Below are 16,672 nucleotides of genomic sequence, written 5' to 3'. Positions count from 1 at the left end.
ATGACGAAGCTAACAGGAATCGCGGCTAGCGATGGCATTGCCATCGCTAAAGCGTTCTTAGTTGAAGAACCTGATTTAAGTTTTGAAATTTCAAAATCTAACGATTCACAACAAGAAAAAGAACGCTTAGCAAAAGCTATAGCCGACTCAAAAGTAGAAATCGAAAAGATTAAAGCGGTTGCATCTAAATCATTATCGGAAGAAGAAGCACAAGTGTTTGATGCGCACTTAATGGTCCTTGAGGATCCAGAATTGCAACAAGCTTATACACAAAAAATTGATGATGACGCATTGAATGCAGAATCTGCTGTACGTCAAACTGCTGACTTCTACATTGAAATTTTCAAAGGCATGGAAGATAATCCTTATATGCAAGAACGTGCAGCGGACATTAAAGATGTTACTGACCGTTTGATAGCGCATTTATTAGGTATTAAAATACCTGACCTTTCAACTATCGATGAAGAAGTGGTTGTTGTTGCATATGACTTAACACCAAGTGATACAGCGCAATTAAACCGCCAATTTGTTAAAGGTTTCGCAACTGATATCGGTGGTCGTACATCTCACTCTGCGATCATGTCTCGCTCATTAGAGATTGCTGCAGTTGTTGGTACTGGTAATATCTCTAAAGAAATTAACGATGGCGATATGGTAATTGTTGATGGATTAAACGGAGATGTCATTGTAAACCCTGATGATGAAACGATTGCAGCTTATGAAAAAATTGCTGCTGACTTCTTAGCGCGTAAAGCTGAATGGAAAAAACTTAAGGATGCTGAAACGCTAACAAAAGACGGTAAGAAATTCGAAATTGCTGCTAATATTGGTACACCAAAAGATTTAGAAGGTGTACACTCAAATGGGGCTGAAGCGATTGGTTTATACCGTACTGAGTTCTTATACATGGATTCAGATGAAATGCCAACTGAAGATGAACAATTTGAATCTTATAAAGTTGTGTTAGAAGGTATGAATGGTCGTCCAGTTGTTGTTCGTACAATGGACATTGGTGGGGACAAACATCTACCTTACTTACAATTGCCAGAAGAAATGAATCCATTCTTGGGTTATCGTGCAATTCGTATTGGATTAAAACAACCAGAATTATTAAAAGTACAATTACGTGCTTTATTACGTGCTTCTGTGTACGGTACATTGCGCATCATGTTCCCAATGATTTCTAATGTAGCAGAATTCCGTGCTGCAAAGGCAATTTATGAGGAAGAAAAAGCTAAATTAGAAGCTGAAGGTGTTGAAGTTGCAGATAATATCCAAGTGGGTATTATGATTGAAATCCCAGCAGCAGCAGTACTAGCTGATCAATTTGCTAAAGAAGTTGACTTCTTCTCAATTGGTACGAATGACTTAATCCAATATACGATGGCAGCTGACCGTATGAACGAACATGTTTCATACTTGTATCAACCATTTAACCCATCTGTATTGCGTTTAATCAAAAACGTTATTGATGCAAGTCATAAAGAAGGCAAATGGACTGGTATGTGTGGTGAAGTAGCCGGAGAACCAATGGCAGCACCGTTATTAGTTGGAATGGGATTAGACGAATTCTCAATGTCTGCATCTTCTGTACTAAAAATCAGATCATTAATTTCTAAATTAGATTCAAAAGAAATGGCTGATTTAGCAAACAAAGTGGTTACTGAAGCAACGACTTCAGATGAAGCTGAAGCGTTCATTAAAGATGCAGTACCAGAATTAGCTGATCTATAATATCTAAAACCGAATAAAATAAACCTCACTAAGATAATCCTCTTGGTGAGGTTTTTTATGCTTTACCTAGTCAGATTGTTTGCTGTCTAATAGTATTCTTTAATATTTACTTAGACGCAGATGATTTTTAAATAAGTTCGTTTCTGTTATGATAGGATTATTATAAAAAGCATCTAAGGAGTGTTTAGATGAATATCGCGATTTTTACTGACACTTACTTTCCACAAGTGAGTGGAGTCGCTACATCAATTCAAACATTAAAAGAAACATTTGAGGATAATGGCCATGAAGTGTATATCTTTACCACTTCAGATCCAAAAGCCGAAGATGAAAACCATGTCTTTCGCTATGAATCTGTACCTTTTTTATTTTTTAAAGATAGACGGGTAGCCATTCCATCTTTTGCATCTATTTATCGTAAATGTAAAGAATTAAAAATTGATATTGTCCATACTCAAACAGAGTTTTCTATGGGATTGATGGGGGTAAGTGTAGCGCGTTATATGCGGATTCCACTTGTGCATACATACCATACATGGTATGAGAAATATCTACACTACATTTTAAATGGCAAGTTAATTTCTCGAAAGACAGTCGTTCACTTGTCCAAGCTTTTTTGTGATCAAGCAGACTTAGTGATATCACCTAGTGAGCAAATGAAAGAAGTACTACGTGACTATCAGATTCAAAAGCCCATCCATGTCTTAGCGACTGGTGTTAAATTACCTAAAGAACTTGATCCAAACCAACTTACTAGCTTTAGAGAACGTTGGGGAATAGAGGAAGATGAATATTTATTATTATCTATCAACCGTATCGCTGAGGAAAAGAATTTAATTGCGATTATCAAGCAATTACCACAGGTGTTGGAGAGAATTCCAAATGCTAAATTGATGTTAGCTGGTGATGGACCACAGTTAGACGAGTTAAAAGAGCTGACAGCAGAAATGGGTTTGACAGATAAGATCATTTATCCAGGATTCGTATTGCATGATGAGGTGAATGTCTTATATCAAGCAGCAGATGTCTATGTGAACTTGTCTACGTCAGAAACACAGGGCTTAACCTTCATAGAGGCTATCACAAATCATTTACCGGTTATCGCTATGAAAACACCTTATTTGGCAACACTTGAAGCTATCGCACCATTTGGACATTTGTTATCCAAAGTAACAGACTTCCCTCATGCAGTAATAGATGTTCTGCAAGCACAAGAGGCTTATACAGAAGGATTGGCACCATTGATCTATCATGTATCAGCTGATGCATTTTATGAAGATTTATATCATATCTATCAGTATATGATTGAATTACAGTCCGAGAAACCGAGGAATCTAATTGGACGTAGTGTATATCTTTCGTCTACTTTTGCCGAATTACATAAGCCCTTAAAATGGGCCGATAAGTATTTTCCGTCCTTCTATATACGTAAAAAAGATGACTAAATGAATTCTGGCATTTTTACACCCTTTAATAATGAAAAGCCTGAGTTGAAATAAATTTATTTCTTAAGCAGTTAATGGTTTTTTATTCACTCAAAGAGTGTTAAAATGACAAAGATAAGAAGGCGAAAGGAGATTATTATGCAATCATCTCGATTAGAAGCAATTATTACCCGATTAAAAGCGATGCTTTCTGATGACTCAGAAATCGAAGTACGTCGTTTTGAAAAAGAGGGCGTTGAGAAGTGTATTGTACGCTTTAACAAAGAGTCTGAAAGCTTTGAATTAGAAGACTTAACAATCAACGAAACTTTCCAATTTGATGACATTGACTTAGTTGCAATGGAAATTTACGAGTTAATTCAATAATTAACGCATTATTTTGATTAAAGTGGGGAAACCTACTAGAACAACCAATATGGCAGACATTCTGTGTCGTATAGAGGGTCGTGGCATCACGATCCTTTTTTATTTATGGAGTAGAGGGAGTTTAACATGTCAGATTCAATGAAATTAGCACGCCTAATAGATTTTTTTAAAGGTAACGATGACGCAACAACTATTACACAAGAAGAAATAATAGATGATGTGGTCATTGACTATATTACTTTCGACTCACGTGCAGTCAAAGCGAATACCTTATTTATTTGTAAAGGGATGAACTTCAAAACGTCCTATCTTAATGATGCTATTGACCAAGGTGCGGTTGCTTACCTAGCTGAACAAGATTATGGAGTGGCTATTCCAGGTATTATTGTAGAAGATATTCGTCTTGCAATGGCTAAGTTAGCCAATTTCTTTTATCAATCCCCTTGGCAAGACGTCACAATTTCTGGTATTACAGGAACTAAAGGAAAGACGACAACAGCAGGCTTTGTGAACCAGATATTGACTTTAGATAGTCAAGAAAAAGCGCAATCACTACCAGGCTTTATTTCATCTACATTCAATTATGATGGACTAGAAAAGACGCCATCGACTTTGACAACTCCCGAAGCTATGGATTTATATGAAATGTTGGCAACAATGCGAGACCATAATGTCACGCGTGCGACTATGGAAGTATCTAGCCAAGCCTTAAAATATCACCGGGTTGATGATGTACAAATGCGCGTAGTTGCTTTTCTAAATATTTCACCAGACCATATTTCACCAGTTGAACATCCAACCTTTACTGATTACTTCCAATCAAAATTACAGATTTTTGAACATGGTAAAGTAGCAGTTATCAATGAAGATACTGATCACTTTGAGGATATTTTAAAAGCAGCCAAATCTGCTAAAAATATTGAGCGCATTGTAACTGTATCGCGTAAGAATCCAACAGCAGACTATTTTGCTGATGAATTGACCATTAACGATGCAACGCAACACTTTATGATCCGCAATCAGGGTAAAACGATTCCTATGAAATTAAATGTACTGGGTCACTTTAATATCAACAATGCGTTAGTGGCAGCAGCCATTGCTAGAGAAAATGATGTGGCATGGTCAACTATTCAACAAGCATTAGGGCAAGCGAAAACAGACGGACGAATGGAAATATACAGAAGTCAGGATAATCAATTGACCTTTGTGGTTGATTTTGCTCATAATAAAATTTCTTTTGAGGAGTTATTCTCATCTGTAAAAGAAATGGCGCCTGACAATGATCTTCGGATTGTATTTGGTTCAGCCGGAGGTAAAGCTGAAAATAGACGACCTGACATGGGGCACGTGGCTGGTTTGAATACGAATGAAATTTACTTAACGAGTGATGATCCAAATTTTGAAGATGCTTATAAGATCATGGCTGAAATTGAAGAGGCCATTTATGAGATGAATCCGACAGCCAAGGTAAGAAGCAATTTAGATCGAACAGGATCGATTTATATGGCTTATAAAGATGCTATAGCATCAGGGAAGCCGACGACTATTGTTGTAGCTGGGAAAGGGTCAGAGGATACAATCAAAATCAATGGACGAGATGAGTTTTATGTACCGGATTTTGAATATGTTCAACAATTGATTGCTTTTTATGAATTTAAGGGTAGAATTTAATTATGAGAATATCATGAAATATACATGATAAAATACAATGAACTAAAGAGGTGGCAAATTTGAAGCAAATAAATATTGGATTACTAGGTCTAGGAACTGTCGGTGGTGGCGTAGCCAAAATCATGCACGAACATGCGCAAAAAATGTCAGATACAGAAGGTATTCAGTACCGAGTAAGTAAAATTTTTGTCCGTGATATTGAAAAATCGAAAGCTAAACATCCTGGCTTACCAGAAGACATTCAATTGACAACTGATTTCAATGATGTCATCAATGACCCACATATCGATATTGTTGTAGAAGCAATGGGGGGGACATCATTTGCCGCAGACTGTATTGAATCCGCTTTGCGCGCCGGTAAGCATATCGTGACTGCTAATAAAGACCTAGTAGCCATTAAACGCGGGCAAGATTTAATTCAATATGCACAACATCACCAACTAGATTTCTTATATGAAGCGGCAGTTGCTGGTGGTATACCAATCTTAAATAGTCTAAGAACGCCTTTAGCATCAGATAAATTGTTCTCTGTTTCAGGAATTGTCAACGGTACAACGAATTACATTTTGACAAAGATGGTAGAACAAGGTCGTGGGTTTGATGAGGTGCTAGCAGAAGCCCAAGCGTTAGGATTAGCAGAAGCAGATCCATCTGGTGATGTAGATGGGTTAGATGCCGCCCGAAAAATTGTTATTTTAACAAAAATGGCTTTTGGGGTAACAGTCGACTTAGATACGATTCCGGTTAAAGGGATTCGTCATGTCACAGCTCAAGATATTCAAGTAGCTAGCTCACTAGGATATGTCATTAAATTAATTGGTCGGGCAAATTTTGAAGATGGCACTGTATATGCAGAAGTAGCCCCAACGTTGGTCCCTAAAACTCACCCATTGTCTACAGTGCGTAATGAAATGAATGCTGTTTTCACAGAGGGAGCAGCGACAGGTGAAATGATGTTCTATGGTCCTGGTGCTGGTGAATTGCCGACAGGTGCTATGGTAGTATCAGACATTATGGCGATTGGTCAACATATCCATACTGAAACTACTGGCCAACCATTCGCTAATTATAGTCAAGAAGCAACTTGGAAAAGGGCAGAAGATATCCAATCTGTCGGATTCTTCCACTTTGAAACAGAAGATAAGCAGGGGCAGTTTATTAAACTTGTACAAATTTTCGATGATGCTAAGGTAAGTTTAGACAAGGTATTCCAAGAACCAACTTCTGACGATACGACTGCGAAAATTGTTGTGGTAACGCATGAAATGTCACAAGCTCAACTACAACAAATTAATCGAGCTACACAGGACAATCCTGAATTAACTTTAATTTCTTACTACTCTGTATTACCTGAAGCGAAGTAGGTGACCTGTAATGGTAGAAAGAATTCGCGTAAAAGTACCAGCAACCTCTGCCAATATGGGACCGGGATTTGACTCTATTGGGGTTGCGGTCAATCTTTATTTAACGATTGATATTCTAGGCCCTACTGATAGGTGGCAAATTGACCATGAATTAGGTGACAGTATTCCTCATGATGAGAACAATATGGTTATTGTGACTATTCTACGTTTTGCACCAGATGCGCAACCGCATCATTTGAAAATGTTTAGTGATATCCCAACTGCACGTGGATTAGGGTCATCGTCTTCAGCCATTGTAGCAGGGATTGCTATTGCCGAAATACTAGTCAATGCTGATTGGTCAATGGCGGATAAAATAAATATGGCGAATGAAATTGAGGGTCATCCAGATAATATTGCGCCTGCCTTAGCTGGTGGTCTTGTAGTATCAGTTGCAACGGATTTAACTCATGTATTGTGGACTAAATCAGTATTAAAAGATGTACACTTCATTGCTACTGTTCCAAACCGTGAGTTGCTGACAAAAGAAGCAAGAGCTGTTTTACCCAAAGAATTGTCATTTGCTGATGCAGTGCGGGCGAATGGTATTGGAAATGTATTCGTTAGTAAGTTACTAGAAGGGGATATTGAAGCGGTAGGCACTCTGATGGAAATGGACCAATTCCATGAACCATTCCGAGCACAACTTGTCCCTGAACTAGGACAGATCCGGCAGAAGTTACTAGGTGTTGATGGTGTTTTTGGAACTTACTTATCAGGTGCAGGTCCAACAATTATGACGCTAGTTCAAGCTAGCGCTTCTACTCAGATTGTTGAAAACATTCAGCAATTAAATCTTGATGCTGAAATAATGACACTTGACTTTGCCCAAGATGGGGTTATAGTAGAAGAGATATGATTTTAGACGATTGATGATGTTACGAGCATGTCTGACTGATATGCCCGTAGCATTTTTTATTGCTTTACTATTTGGATAATGACGTGTTATGCGAGTTTATCTAGCGGTAAAATCCGCGTCAGAAAAGCGAGAGAAACAAAGGCTTAAGTATATTTGGATAAGTGAATCGAGGGGCTGCTTATGATATACTATTCATGAAAATAAGGGAGGCCGGCATGAAAAAAGATTATTTTACACCAACCTGGATGATAGAACGTATCTATCAATTAACACCAGATCAATTAGTGAAACACAATATTAAGGGTGTGATCACTGATCTGGATAATACTTTGATTGCATGGAATAACCCTGATGGTACACCAGAGTTGCGTGCTTGGTTAAAAAGTATGAAAGAAGCGGACATACCTGTTGTAATCTTATCTAATAACCGTCATGGTCGCGTAAAACGTGTTGCTGATCAATTAGGGGTACTCTTTACCTCAGATGCAAAAAAACCTTCGCGTAAAGGGTTTAGACGTGCGATTGAAAAGCTAGGTGTGAGTCAGGATGAAGTAGTCATTGTTGGCGATCAACTTTTAACAGATGTCTTTGGCGGTAACCGTCTAGGTATTCGCAGTATCTTGGTGATGCCATTAGTTGAGACAGACTTGGTTTGGACCCGTTTAAATCGTAAAATTGAAAAAATCTTATTTAAGAGACTAGAAAAGAATCATCCTGATTTGAAGTGGAGGAATAATATTGTCTAACGAAGAAACATTGTATTGTGTTGGTTGCGGCGCGGAAATTCAGACAGTTCAACCAGACAAACGCGGCTATACACCGCAAACTGCTTATCAGAAAGGTATTGAATCAGGCTTATTATACTGTCAGCGCTGCTTTAAATTGCGTCACTATAATACCTTGGAAAAGGTTTCAACAACGGCTGATGAATTTTTAGCTATCTTGAATACCCTTAGTGAAAAAGATGCATTAATTGTGAATGTGATTGATATCTTTGACGTAGCAGGTTCTTTGATTAATGGATTAAACCGTTTTGCTGGTAGCAATCCGATTTTAATGGTTGCCAATAAGATGGATGCTATACCAAAGGCAGTAAAACACAGCCGGATTGAAAATTGGTTACGTAAATATTTAAAAGATAACGGTGTGAAAGTAGATGACTTAATACTGACATCTGCTAAAAAACGTGCCAATATTGATGATCTGTTGGCTAAAATAGATGAAATGCGTGAGGGACGCGATGTATACGTGATTGGTATGGCAAATGTTGGGAAGTCATCGTTGATTAATCGTATTCTACAAGCGACTGGAATTGAAGCGGATGTGATCACAACGAGTCAGTTTCCTGGGACAACTTTAGATTTAATCGACATACCTTTTGATGATACTGAGAATAGTGAAGCTAGTTTAATTGATACACCGGGAATTATTAATCCAGGTCAAATGACCGCCATCTTAGAAGGGAAAGAATTGGTAGATGCTTTGCCAAATAAAGAAATCAAACCAATGACATTCCAATTAAATCCAGAACAAACCTTATTTTTTGGTGGTTTAGCTAGATTAGATTTTATTGCAGGTGAACGCACATCCTTTACCGTATACATGTCTAGTCAAATCAAAACTCACCGCCGTAAATTAGCTGGTTCAGATGCGTTTTATCAAGAACATCTAGGTGGGATTTTACAACCACCATATCCAGAGAATACGGATAAATTCCCAGAGCTTGTACGAAAAGAATTCTCAATTAAAAAGCCAACAGATATCGTATATCCAGGCTTAGGCTGGGTGTCAGTGAGCGCCCCTGTTCAAGTTGCTGTCTATGTACCAAAAGGAATCGATATTATTACTAGAGAAAAATTAATTTAAATAGCTTGAAAATAACCAAATGAAAGGAGACCGTTATTTTGAACAATAAACAGAAGAAATTTTTACGCAAAGAAGCACATCATTTAAATCCTGTAGCAAATATCGGTAAAAATGGCTTATCAGAAGAATTTATGGTGCAAATTGATGAGGTCTTAGAAAAACGAGAACTGATTAAAATACACCTTTTACAAAATACTGATGAAGAAACGACTGAAGCTGCAACAGAAATCGCTGAAGCTGTAGATGCTTTTGTTGTACAAACAATCGGCCGAGTGATTACTTTATATAGACCTTCTCAAGAAGCGAAATATCAAGAAATTTCAGCTCAAGTTAAAGCATTAGGTTAATTACAGGAGGCAAGTCGTGGCAAAGGTATCATTTCTAAATCAAGAACATGTTCGTTTAATAAATGACCCAGAGACAGAATTAGCATTTGAAGATAATCCTCACAAGCGTATTGGTATCTTAGGGGGCACTTTTAATCCGATTCATAATGGGCACTTATTAATGGCGGAACAAGTCTATGATAAATTAAAGTTAGATGAAGTTTGGTTTATGCCAAATAAAAAACCACCACATGCAGAAAGTAAAGAAACGCTCGCGGATGCCTACAGAGTGGATATGATCGCGTTAGCCATTGAAGACAATCCACATTTTCGACTTGAGGGTATTGAATTAGATAGGGTTGGAAAATCTTACACAGTAGATACAATGGAGATTTTGACAACCTTATACCCAACATATGAGTTCTATTTTATTATTGGTGCTGACATGATTGAAGATTTGCCTAAATGGCATAGAATAAATGACCTGATAAAAATGGTTCATTTTGTAGGCGTTGGGCGTGAGGGTTACCGAAATGAAACAGACTATCCACTGATATTCATAGATGCTGAGAGGATGACTGTATCATCAACAAGTATACGAAAAGCAGTTGCTGAACAAGCATCTATTCGCTATCTAACGCCAGCATCCGTTGCAGCCTATATTCTAGAAAAGGGGTTATATCAACCGCATGAAAGCTAGAGAACTGAATCAAGATTTAATTCAAATTACGCGAAAAGAACTTGAAGAGTTGTTACAAGCTCGTTTAACTAATAAACGCTTTAACCATGTCCTCCGCGTCGAGCAAACAGCCATTGAATTAGCTGAATTATATCCAGAAGCTAATGTGGATAAAGCGAGTATAGCAGCCTTATTGCATGACTATGCAAAAGATGATAGTCAAAAACACCTACTGACTTTTAAAGACTATCCGGGTTATGATCCGGAATGGATAAATTATGGGTCTGCCATTTGGCACGGCCCATTAGCAGCTATGATTGCAGATACGCAATTTAACGTCAAGGATGAAGACATTTTAAAGGCTGTTTGGATTCACACCATTGGAGGCTATGAGATGACCTTAGACCAAAAAATCCTATTTATTGCTGATTATATTGAACCAGGTCGAGATTTCAAAGGTGTTGAAAAGGCTCGTAAATTAGCCAAAACTGACTTGGATGCAGCTGTTGATTTTAAAATTAAACAGTCTATTACGCATCTAGTGAGATCAGGACGACAAATATATCCGGAAACTATCTTAATCTATAACGATTGGGTGAAAAATTATCATCGTAAAGAGAAATAAAGGAGATTATATGACTAAAAAAAGTGAAGTATTATTAGAAGCTATTGTTAGAGGCGCAGATGACCGATTAGCGACAGATATCGTAGCATTGGATGTTGCAAATATAACCCCAATGGCAGACTACTTTGTCATTATGTCAGGTCGTAATGACCGTCAAGTAAAAGCAATTGTGGAAGCAGTAGAAGAAGCAATTGAAGAAGCTGATTTTAAAGTCAAAGGTATCGAAGGCCAAGATGGTAATCGTTGGATTTTAATCGATGCATTCGACGTAATTATTCATGTATTTACTACTGAAGAACGAGGCTTCTATAACTTAGAAAAAATGTGGTCCGAAGCACCGTTAGTAAATATCGAAGAATGGATTAGCTAGGGCGCATTATGACAGATAATCAACAACAATATGACGTATTCGCTGATGTTTACGAAATCTTGTTTGATGACAGTCTATACTTATCTTGGTTTACCTATGCTACAGATACGATTCAAGCTTTTGGCAAGTATTTAGACGACCAAGATTTTTGGTTAGATTTAGGTGCGGGAGGCGGTCAGTTTGCGATCCTTATGGCTCAGGCAGGCTATGCTATTAAAGGATTAGACCTATCAGAGAAGATGGTTAATGCAGCTATTAAAAATGCCAAAGAAGCCAAATTAGACTTAACATTCTGGCAAGATGATATGACAAGTTTTGAATTAGAAAATCAGGCAACAGTCATTTCTTGCTTCTGTGACACTTTTAATTATCTACAAAATGCCGAGGCTGTTAAAACAACCTTTACACACATCTATCAACAGTTGCAAGATGGCGGCCTATTTATGTTTGATGTCCACTCCGTATATCAAATGAATGAAATCTATCCAGAAAGTTCATTTGTTGTTGAGTGGGATGATGCTGTCTTTACTTGGACATCAGATCAATTTCGTGGCAAAAATACTATTGATCATACGATTAATGTATTCGTCCAAAATGAAGCAGATCAATACTATCAACGATTTGAAGAAATGCATTATGAACAAACACTAGCGATTGAAGAATATCAGAATATCTTAACCCAGGTTGGATTTAAGAATATTAGGGTAACAAGCGATTTCACACAAGAAGCACCAAGCACCAATTCTAAGCGTATATTCTTCTCAGCAGAGAAATAAACCAATATCATAGATTGACAAAAGGGGTGACCCTATGCAAGCTGTCGGAATTATTGCAGAATGGCATCCGTTCCATAACGGCCATGCCTATCAGATCAAAAAAGCAAAAGAACAAGCTAAGGCTGATATTGTAGTTGGTGTAATGTCAGGGAACTATGTCCAACGTGGCGAACCAAGCATGATATCTAAATGGGACCGGGCAGCCGTCGCATTGGATAATGGTTGTGATTTAGTAATAGAATTACCATTTTGGTATGCCACTCAGCCAGCTGACTATTTTGCAAAAGGCGGTGTAAATGCGTTAGCTGCTTTAGGCTGTCGTGCAATTTCCTTTGGTGTTGAGGATGACTACTTTGTAGATTACGAACAGTTGGCGAAATGGATGGTTAACCATCCAGGTGAAGTGGTGGCGGCTGATGAGGCTGTTTCACATATGGAGAATCTTTCTTTTGCTGAGCAACGGATTGCTGCTATTCAACATCTACAAAAAACATATCCTACATTAGCCGCCTTGAACATTCGTTTCCAAGAAAATGCGAATACATTGCTCGCTTTTGCTTATGCCAAGGTGAATGCTGAATTACCAACACCTTTGAATATGATACCAATCAAGCGAATTGGCGATAACCATCGTTTAGCTGTGGTTAAGGAAGAACACCTGTTGGAAAATGACCAAGTGTACACATCGGGTTCAGCTATTCGTCACTATCTCTTGACGAAAGATTTAAAAGAACAGGAAAATATTCATACGCTGAATAAAATGGTGCCGAGTCTGATGGCTGAATCTTTGCGTAAAGCTAATGATGAAAACCGGTTGGTATCTTGGAGTGACTTATTCCCATATTTACGATATCGTTTGTTAACTGGTTCAGCTGATGAGCTTAGTAATATCTACCAAATGGTAGGTGGTATGGAACACCGGATGATTGAGGCCATTAAACAGGTGGATAGTTTTGCGGATTTTGTGAACCAAGTGAAAAATCGCAATTGGTCAGCAAATCGGATACAGCGAACGGCTTTAATGGTTGCTTTAAATATTCACAAGAAAGATATGCAAACAGTACTTTCACCAGGACATAAACAACCTTTGATGTTGCTTGGGGCAACGGCTAAAGGGCGCGCTTACTTGAAAACAATTAAGGGAAGTTTGAATGATACAGAGTGTTCGTGGCAATTGGTGAGTCGTGTGGACCAGGCGAGTGAAAAAAACTGGCCAATGTGGTTGAAGGTTGACCGGATGTATGAAATACTAAAACCACAAATTGGAAACCAAAATTTCAATCATCCGCCAATATTTACGAAATAAAAAAAGGAAAGGGAGCAGGAGAAAAATAGTTTACTTTTTGATAGGAACCTAGTAGTATGGGTAAGTGCGTTTCATCTTATAAATATTATAATCAAAAAGTGGTAATGAGTTTAATTTAACACCCTTGTCAAGGAAAAAACATTGACAAATAGGTATAAACTTAGTATAATTTTTCTTGTTGCTTATTAGGTGGTCAATAATGAAATGGTCTATTCAAGAGTTGCGTCAAATCGCATCTCAACCAATGATGATTCAAGAATCAGTTGATATGAAAGAACAGATGAAGGCAGTAATACCTGACTTGATCGATATGTCACCTGTTTCAGTAGAGGGTATGGTTCTCTATGAAGAACATACAGTATTGACACAATTACGATTAGCACTAAAAATGACGATGCCATCTACACGGTCTTTAGAGCCGGTAGTGTTGGATCTACAGATACCAGTTTCCGAACGTTTCATTGAAGACGGTTGGGAGACAGATATTGTCGATGAAGAACATGTTGTACAGTTAAATATGGATAGCTATACATTAGATTTACGAAATTCTATCCGTGACAACATTCTTTTAAATCTACCAATTCAGATTTTAACTGAATCGGAAGAGGCAGATGATGCGTTTCCTGAAGGGAATGACTGGCGAGTTGTAAGTCAAGCAGAGTTTGAAGCTGAACGCGATGAAGAGAAAGCTATTAATCCTGAATTCGCGAAACTTCAAGATCTGTTTAAAGATTCAGAATCGTCGGATGAAGCATAATTGATATTTAATTAGGAGGTGTAATGATGGCAGTACCAAAGCGTAAAACGTCTAAACAAAGAAAAAACAAACGCCGTACACATTACAAATTAGAAGTACCTGGAATGAACGCATGCCCTAACTGTGGTGAATTACGTAAATCTCACCATGTATGTGCAAACTGCGGTTTCTACGATGGTAAAGATGTAATGACTGACGCAGCAGCTGAATAATTTTATTTAGCACAAGATTTATTAAGTATGGACACATAATAAATATGTGAAAGGCTTAATGGTTTACTTTGATTATATATAATTAAAAGGGCATTAACCGCTTTTGGTTAGTGCCTTTTTTGATTTATTCTAGACATTCTAATCTATCTTAGCTACTATTAATGAATGATTGATATAGAAAATAAAAAAGGAGAGGTTGCTTGAAATGTTTTTTAAATGGAGTGAATTACTATTTTATCTATTACCCATTGTAACTTTATTGCTTGTGGGTACATATGGAAAACCATACCTCTACTTCAATAAACATATCAAATTTGCACCGATTGATGTTGTGTTTCCAATTTTATTGGTTTGCCTTCACTTTATTTCTCGAGCATTATTATTCTATTCAATTATTCCTCATCTAGTAGTTATAATTGCACTTCTAGCGATTGGGGTATTGCTGTGGCGATGGATTAAAAATGAAGAAATCGTGGTAGGTAAATTCTATCGAATGTTAGCCAATATAGCTTTTTCAATTAGTTTTATCATTTATGTCGTTGTGACGATTGGTCGTATTATTCAAGTTGTAACTATGTGAATTGTGTACAATATCATATTGATTAGAACAATAACAAAAAGAAGTTTTAAACCTGTTGAAAATCAGTTTTAAAACTTCTTTTTTTTGTGAAAAACCATAAAAATAGACTTTTCCACAAAATTTATAAAAATAATGCAAAAATTTGGGGAAATATGGTGAAAAGTGGGGAGATATGGTAGACTAAAAACAATAAAGGTTAAGGTTAGGCACAGAAGGTGATAAATGATGTTAATGGGAGAATTCCAACATAATATCGACGCCAAAGGGCGAATCATCATTCCAGCAAAATTGCGTGAGGATTTAGGTTCTAAATTTGTCATTACACGCGGTTTAGATGGATGTGTTTTTGGTTATCCTTTAGATAATTGGGAGAAAATTCAAGAGAAGTTAAAACAACTACCGCTAGCTAAAAAAGAAGCACGTGCATTTACACGTTTTTTCTATTCTGCAGCGGCAGAAGCTGAAATTGATAAACAAGGACGCATCAACATCCCAACAACCCTTGTCAATTACGCAAATCTAGAGAAAGAATGCTTAGTGCTAGGTGTTTCAGACCGAATTGAAATTTGGTCGAAAGAGAAATGGGAAAATGTTTCTTCTGAAATAGAGGAAAGTTTTGAAGAAATTGCGGAAGATATGTTAGATTTTGGACTTTAATAAAATCATAAATGAACTTTACAGAGATAAAGAATTATAGAAGAAGAGGATGGCAGAAGAATGGCAAATGAATTCCATCATATCTCAGTGTTATTAAACGAATCAGTAGACGGATTGGCAATCAAACCTGATGGCATTTATGTTGATTGTACTTTTGGGGGGGCTGGGCATAGTTCAAAAATAGCAGCAAGCCTATCTGATGAAGGTCGTTTAATTGCATTTGATCAGGATTTAGTGGCCATTGGCAATGCTGAAAAAGTGTTCGCTAAAGAGATTGAAAGTGGCAAGGTTACACTTGTTCATAGTAATTTCAGACATATTCAATCAGAATTAAAAAAAATGGGTATTACCGGTGTAGATGGTATCTTATATGATCTAGGGGTTAGCTCACCGCAATTAGATGAGATAGCACGTGGTTTTTCATATCACCAAGATGCCCCGCTTGATATGCGAATGGATCAAACCCAACTGTTAACAGCAGAAATGATTATTAATGAATGGGATTTTAATGATCTTGTGCGTATTTTTTACCGCTATGGAGAAGAAAAATTCTCTAAGCAAATAGCACGTAAAATCGAGCAAAGAAGAGCTGACCATCGCATTACACGTACAGGAGAATTGGTAGATATTATCAAGGAAGCGATTCCTGCTCCAGCTCGTCGTAAAGGTGGCCATCCGGCTAAAAGGATTTTCCAAGCAGTTCGCATTGCAGTAAATGATGAATTAGGTGCAATTGAAGATTCCTTAGAGCAAGCTTTGAATTTATTAAATGTTGGTGGGCGAGTGTCTACAATCTCTTTCCAATCACTAGAAGACCGTATTGTGAAGCAAATGTTTAAAGATGCTTCAACAGGTGAAGAATTACCAGCTAACTTACCTGTGATCAATGCCGATATTGAAGCGCCTTTTAAATTGGTTAATAGAAAACCTATTTATGCCAGCGAAGAAGAATTAGCACACAATTCACGAGCACAAAGTGCTAAGTTACGTATAATCGAACGAATTAAATAGAACAATTGATAAAAGGCGGACAGCCAATA

19 protein-coding genes are annotated in these 16,672 nt (G+C 37.4%); all 19 read left to right on the top strand.

Going from position 1 to position 16,672, the window contains the following annotated elements:
• The 19 genes from ptsP (at position 1) to rsmH (ending at position 16,643) form a co-directional block, all read left to right on the top strand.
• On the top strand, positions 1-1,734 hold the full coding sequence (ptsP, locus tag HMPREF3116_RS04455; RefSeq protein WP_070467979.1) for a phosphoenolpyruvate--protein phosphotransferase: 1,734 nt from the start codon (positions 1-3) through the stop codon (positions 1,732-1,734).
• A gap of 188 nt (positions 1,735-1,922) precedes the next feature.
• On the top strand, positions 1,923-3,179 hold the full coding sequence (locus tag HMPREF3116_RS04450) for a glycosyltransferase (protein WP_070467978.1): 1,257 nt from the start codon (positions 1,923-1,925) through the stop codon (positions 3,177-3,179).
• 138 nt (positions 3,180-3,317) lie between these two features.
• Complete coding sequence (locus HMPREF3116_RS04445) at positions 3,318-3,545, top strand: YkuJ family protein (RefSeq protein WP_016897683.1); 228 nt, start codon at positions 3,318-3,320, stop codon at positions 3,543-3,545.
• Positions 3,546-3,671: 126 nt separating this feature from the next.
• Entirely contained in the window at positions 3,672-5,216 is a 1,545-nt protein-coding gene (locus HMPREF3116_RS04440; RefSeq protein ID WP_070467977.1) for a Mur ligase family protein, read from the top strand.
• Between the two features lie 50 nt (positions 5,217-5,266).
• Complete coding sequence (locus tag HMPREF3116_RS04435; protein WP_083272763.1) at positions 5,267-6,580, top strand: homoserine dehydrogenase; 1,314 nt, start codon at positions 5,267-5,269, stop codon at positions 6,578-6,580.
• Positions 6,581-6,590: 10 nt separating this feature from the next.
• Positions 6,591-7,478, top strand: a complete 888-nt coding sequence (gene thrB, locus HMPREF3116_RS04430; RefSeq protein WP_083272762.1) for a homoserine kinase — start codon at positions 6,591-6,593, stop codon at positions 7,476-7,478.
• A gap of 215 nt (positions 7,479-7,693) precedes the next feature.
• On the top strand, positions 7,694-8,224 hold the full coding sequence (locus tag HMPREF3116_RS04425) for a YqeG family HAD IIIA-type phosphatase (protein WP_070467975.1): 531 nt from the start codon (positions 7,694-7,696) through the stop codon (positions 8,222-8,224).
• The gene (gene yqeH, locus HMPREF3116_RS04420; protein ID WP_070467974.1) at positions 8,217-9,344 is read left to right on the top strand and encodes a ribosome biogenesis GTPase YqeH; all 1,128 of its coding nucleotides are present in this window, start codon (positions 8,217-8,219) and stop codon (positions 9,342-9,344) included. Before HMPREF3116_RS04425 ends, yqeH begins: the two co-directional genes overlap by 8 nt.
• Before the next feature lie 38 nt (positions 9,345-9,382).
• Entirely contained in the window at positions 9,383-9,691 is a 309-nt protein-coding gene (yhbY, locus tag HMPREF3116_RS04415; RefSeq protein ID WP_083272761.1) for a ribosome assembly RNA-binding protein YhbY, read from the top strand.
• Between the two features lie 16 nt (positions 9,692-9,707).
• Complete coding sequence (locus HMPREF3116_RS04410) at positions 9,708-10,370, top strand: nicotinate-nucleotide adenylyltransferase (protein ID WP_070467972.1); 663 nt, start codon at positions 9,708-9,710, stop codon at positions 10,368-10,370.
• Positions 10,360-10,974, top strand: a complete 615-nt coding sequence (yqeK, locus tag HMPREF3116_RS04405) for a bis(5'-nucleosyl)-tetraphosphatase (symmetrical) YqeK (protein ID WP_070467971.1) — start codon at positions 10,360-10,362, stop codon at positions 10,972-10,974. The genes HMPREF3116_RS04410 and yqeK overlap by 11 nt, the downstream gene beginning before the upstream one ends.
• Positions 10,975-10,984: 10 nt before the next feature.
• On the top strand, positions 10,985-11,344 hold the full coding sequence (gene rsfS / locus HMPREF3116_RS04400; protein ID WP_070467970.1) for a ribosome silencing factor: 360 nt from the start codon (positions 10,985-10,987) through the stop codon (positions 11,342-11,344).
• 8 nt (positions 11,345-11,352) lie between these two features.
• Complete coding sequence (locus HMPREF3116_RS04395) at positions 11,353-12,120, top strand: class I SAM-dependent DNA methyltransferase (protein ID WP_070467969.1); 768 nt, start codon at positions 11,353-11,355, stop codon at positions 12,118-12,120.
• A 34-nt stretch (positions 12,121-12,154) separates the two neighbouring features.
• On the top strand, positions 12,155-13,426 hold the full coding sequence (locus HMPREF3116_RS04390; protein WP_070467968.1) for a tRNA(Met) cytidine acetate ligase: 1,272 nt from the start codon (positions 12,155-12,157) through the stop codon (positions 13,424-13,426).
• 199 nt (positions 13,427-13,625) lie between these two features.
• On the top strand, positions 13,626-14,183 hold the full coding sequence (locus tag HMPREF3116_RS04385; RefSeq protein WP_070467967.1) for a YceD family protein: 558 nt from the start codon (positions 13,626-13,628) through the stop codon (positions 14,181-14,183).
• A gap of 26 nt (positions 14,184-14,209) precedes the next feature.
• The gene (rpmF, locus tag HMPREF3116_RS04380) at positions 14,210-14,395 is read left to right on the top strand and encodes a 50S ribosomal protein L32 (RefSeq protein ID WP_016897670.1); all 186 of its coding nucleotides are present in this window, start codon (positions 14,210-14,212) and stop codon (positions 14,393-14,395) included.
• Between the two features lie 205 nt (positions 14,396-14,600).
• A complete protein-coding gene (locus HMPREF3116_RS04375) occupies positions 14,601-14,975 on the top strand; it encodes a DUF3397 family protein (RefSeq protein WP_070467966.1) in 375 nt (124 codons plus the stop codon).
• Positions 14,976-15,200: 225 nt separating this feature from the next.
• A complete protein-coding gene (mraZ, locus tag HMPREF3116_RS04370) occupies positions 15,201-15,632 on the top strand; it encodes a division/cell wall cluster transcriptional repressor MraZ (protein ID WP_070468014.1) in 432 nt (143 codons plus the stop codon).
• A 60-nt stretch (positions 15,633-15,692) separates the two neighbouring features.
• Complete coding sequence (gene rsmH / locus HMPREF3116_RS04365) at positions 15,693-16,643, top strand: 16S rRNA (cytosine(1402)-N(4))-methyltransferase RsmH (RefSeq protein WP_070467965.1); 951 nt, start codon at positions 15,693-15,695, stop codon at positions 16,641-16,643.
• Positions 16,644-16,672: the final 29 nt, after the last annotated feature.

This window comes from Aerococcus sp. HMSC10H05 (genome assembly GCF_001806975.1).
Lineage (GTDB): Bacteria > Bacillota > Bacilli > Lactobacillales > Aerococcaceae > Aerococcus > Aerococcus viridans_B.
Note: the sequence above shows the minus strand (reverse complement) of the source record. Positions and strands in the feature narration are given on the sequence as shown.

Coding starts and splice junctions, on each gene's coding strand:
- ptsP (WP_070467979.1), top strand. CDS start 1: ATGACGAAGCTAACAGGAATCGCGGCTAGCGATGGCATTGCCATCGCT.
- HMPREF3116_RS04450 (WP_070467978.1), top strand. CDS start 1,923: ATGAATATCGCGATTTTTACTGACACTTACTTTCCACAAGTGAGTGGA.
- HMPREF3116_RS04445 (WP_016897683.1), top strand. CDS start 3,318: ATGCAATCATCTCGATTAGAAGCAATTATTACCCGATTAAAAGCGATG.
- HMPREF3116_RS04440 (WP_070467977.1), top strand. CDS start 3,672: ATGTCAGATTCAATGAAATTAGCACGCCTAATAGATTTTTTTAAAGGT.
- thrB (WP_083272762.1), top strand. CDS start 6,591: ATGGTAGAAAGAATTCGCGTAAAAGTACCAGCAACCTCTGCCAATATG.
- HMPREF3116_RS04425 (WP_070467975.1), top strand. CDS start 7,694: ATGAAAAAAGATTATTTTACACCAACCTGGATGATAGAACGTATCTAT.
- yqeK (WP_070467971.1), top strand. CDS start 10,360: ATGAAAGCTAGAGAACTGAATCAAGATTTAATTCAAATTACGCGAAAA.
- rsfS (WP_070467970.1), top strand. CDS start 10,985: ATGACTAAAAAAAGTGAAGTATTATTAGAAGCTATTGTTAGAGGCGCA.
- HMPREF3116_RS04395 (WP_070467969.1), top strand. CDS start 11,353: ATGACAGATAATCAACAACAATATGACGTATTCGCTGATGTTTACGAA.
- HMPREF3116_RS04390 (WP_070467968.1), top strand. CDS start 12,155: ATGCAAGCTGTCGGAATTATTGCAGAATGGCATCCGTTCCATAACGGC.
- HMPREF3116_RS04385 (WP_070467967.1), top strand. CDS start 13,626: ATGAAATGGTCTATTCAAGAGTTGCGTCAAATCGCATCTCAACCAATG.
- rpmF (WP_016897670.1), top strand. CDS start 14,210: ATGGCAGTACCAAAGCGTAAAACGTCTAAACAAAGAAAAAACAAACGC.
- HMPREF3116_RS04375 (WP_070467966.1), top strand. CDS start 14,601: ATGTTTTTTAAATGGAGTGAATTACTATTTTATCTATTACCCATTGTA.
- mraZ (WP_070468014.1), top strand. CDS start 15,201: ATGTTAATGGGAGAATTCCAACATAATATCGACGCCAAAGGGCGAATC.
- rsmH (WP_070467965.1), top strand. CDS start 15,693: ATGGCAAATGAATTCCATCATATCTCAGTGTTATTAAACGAATCAGTA.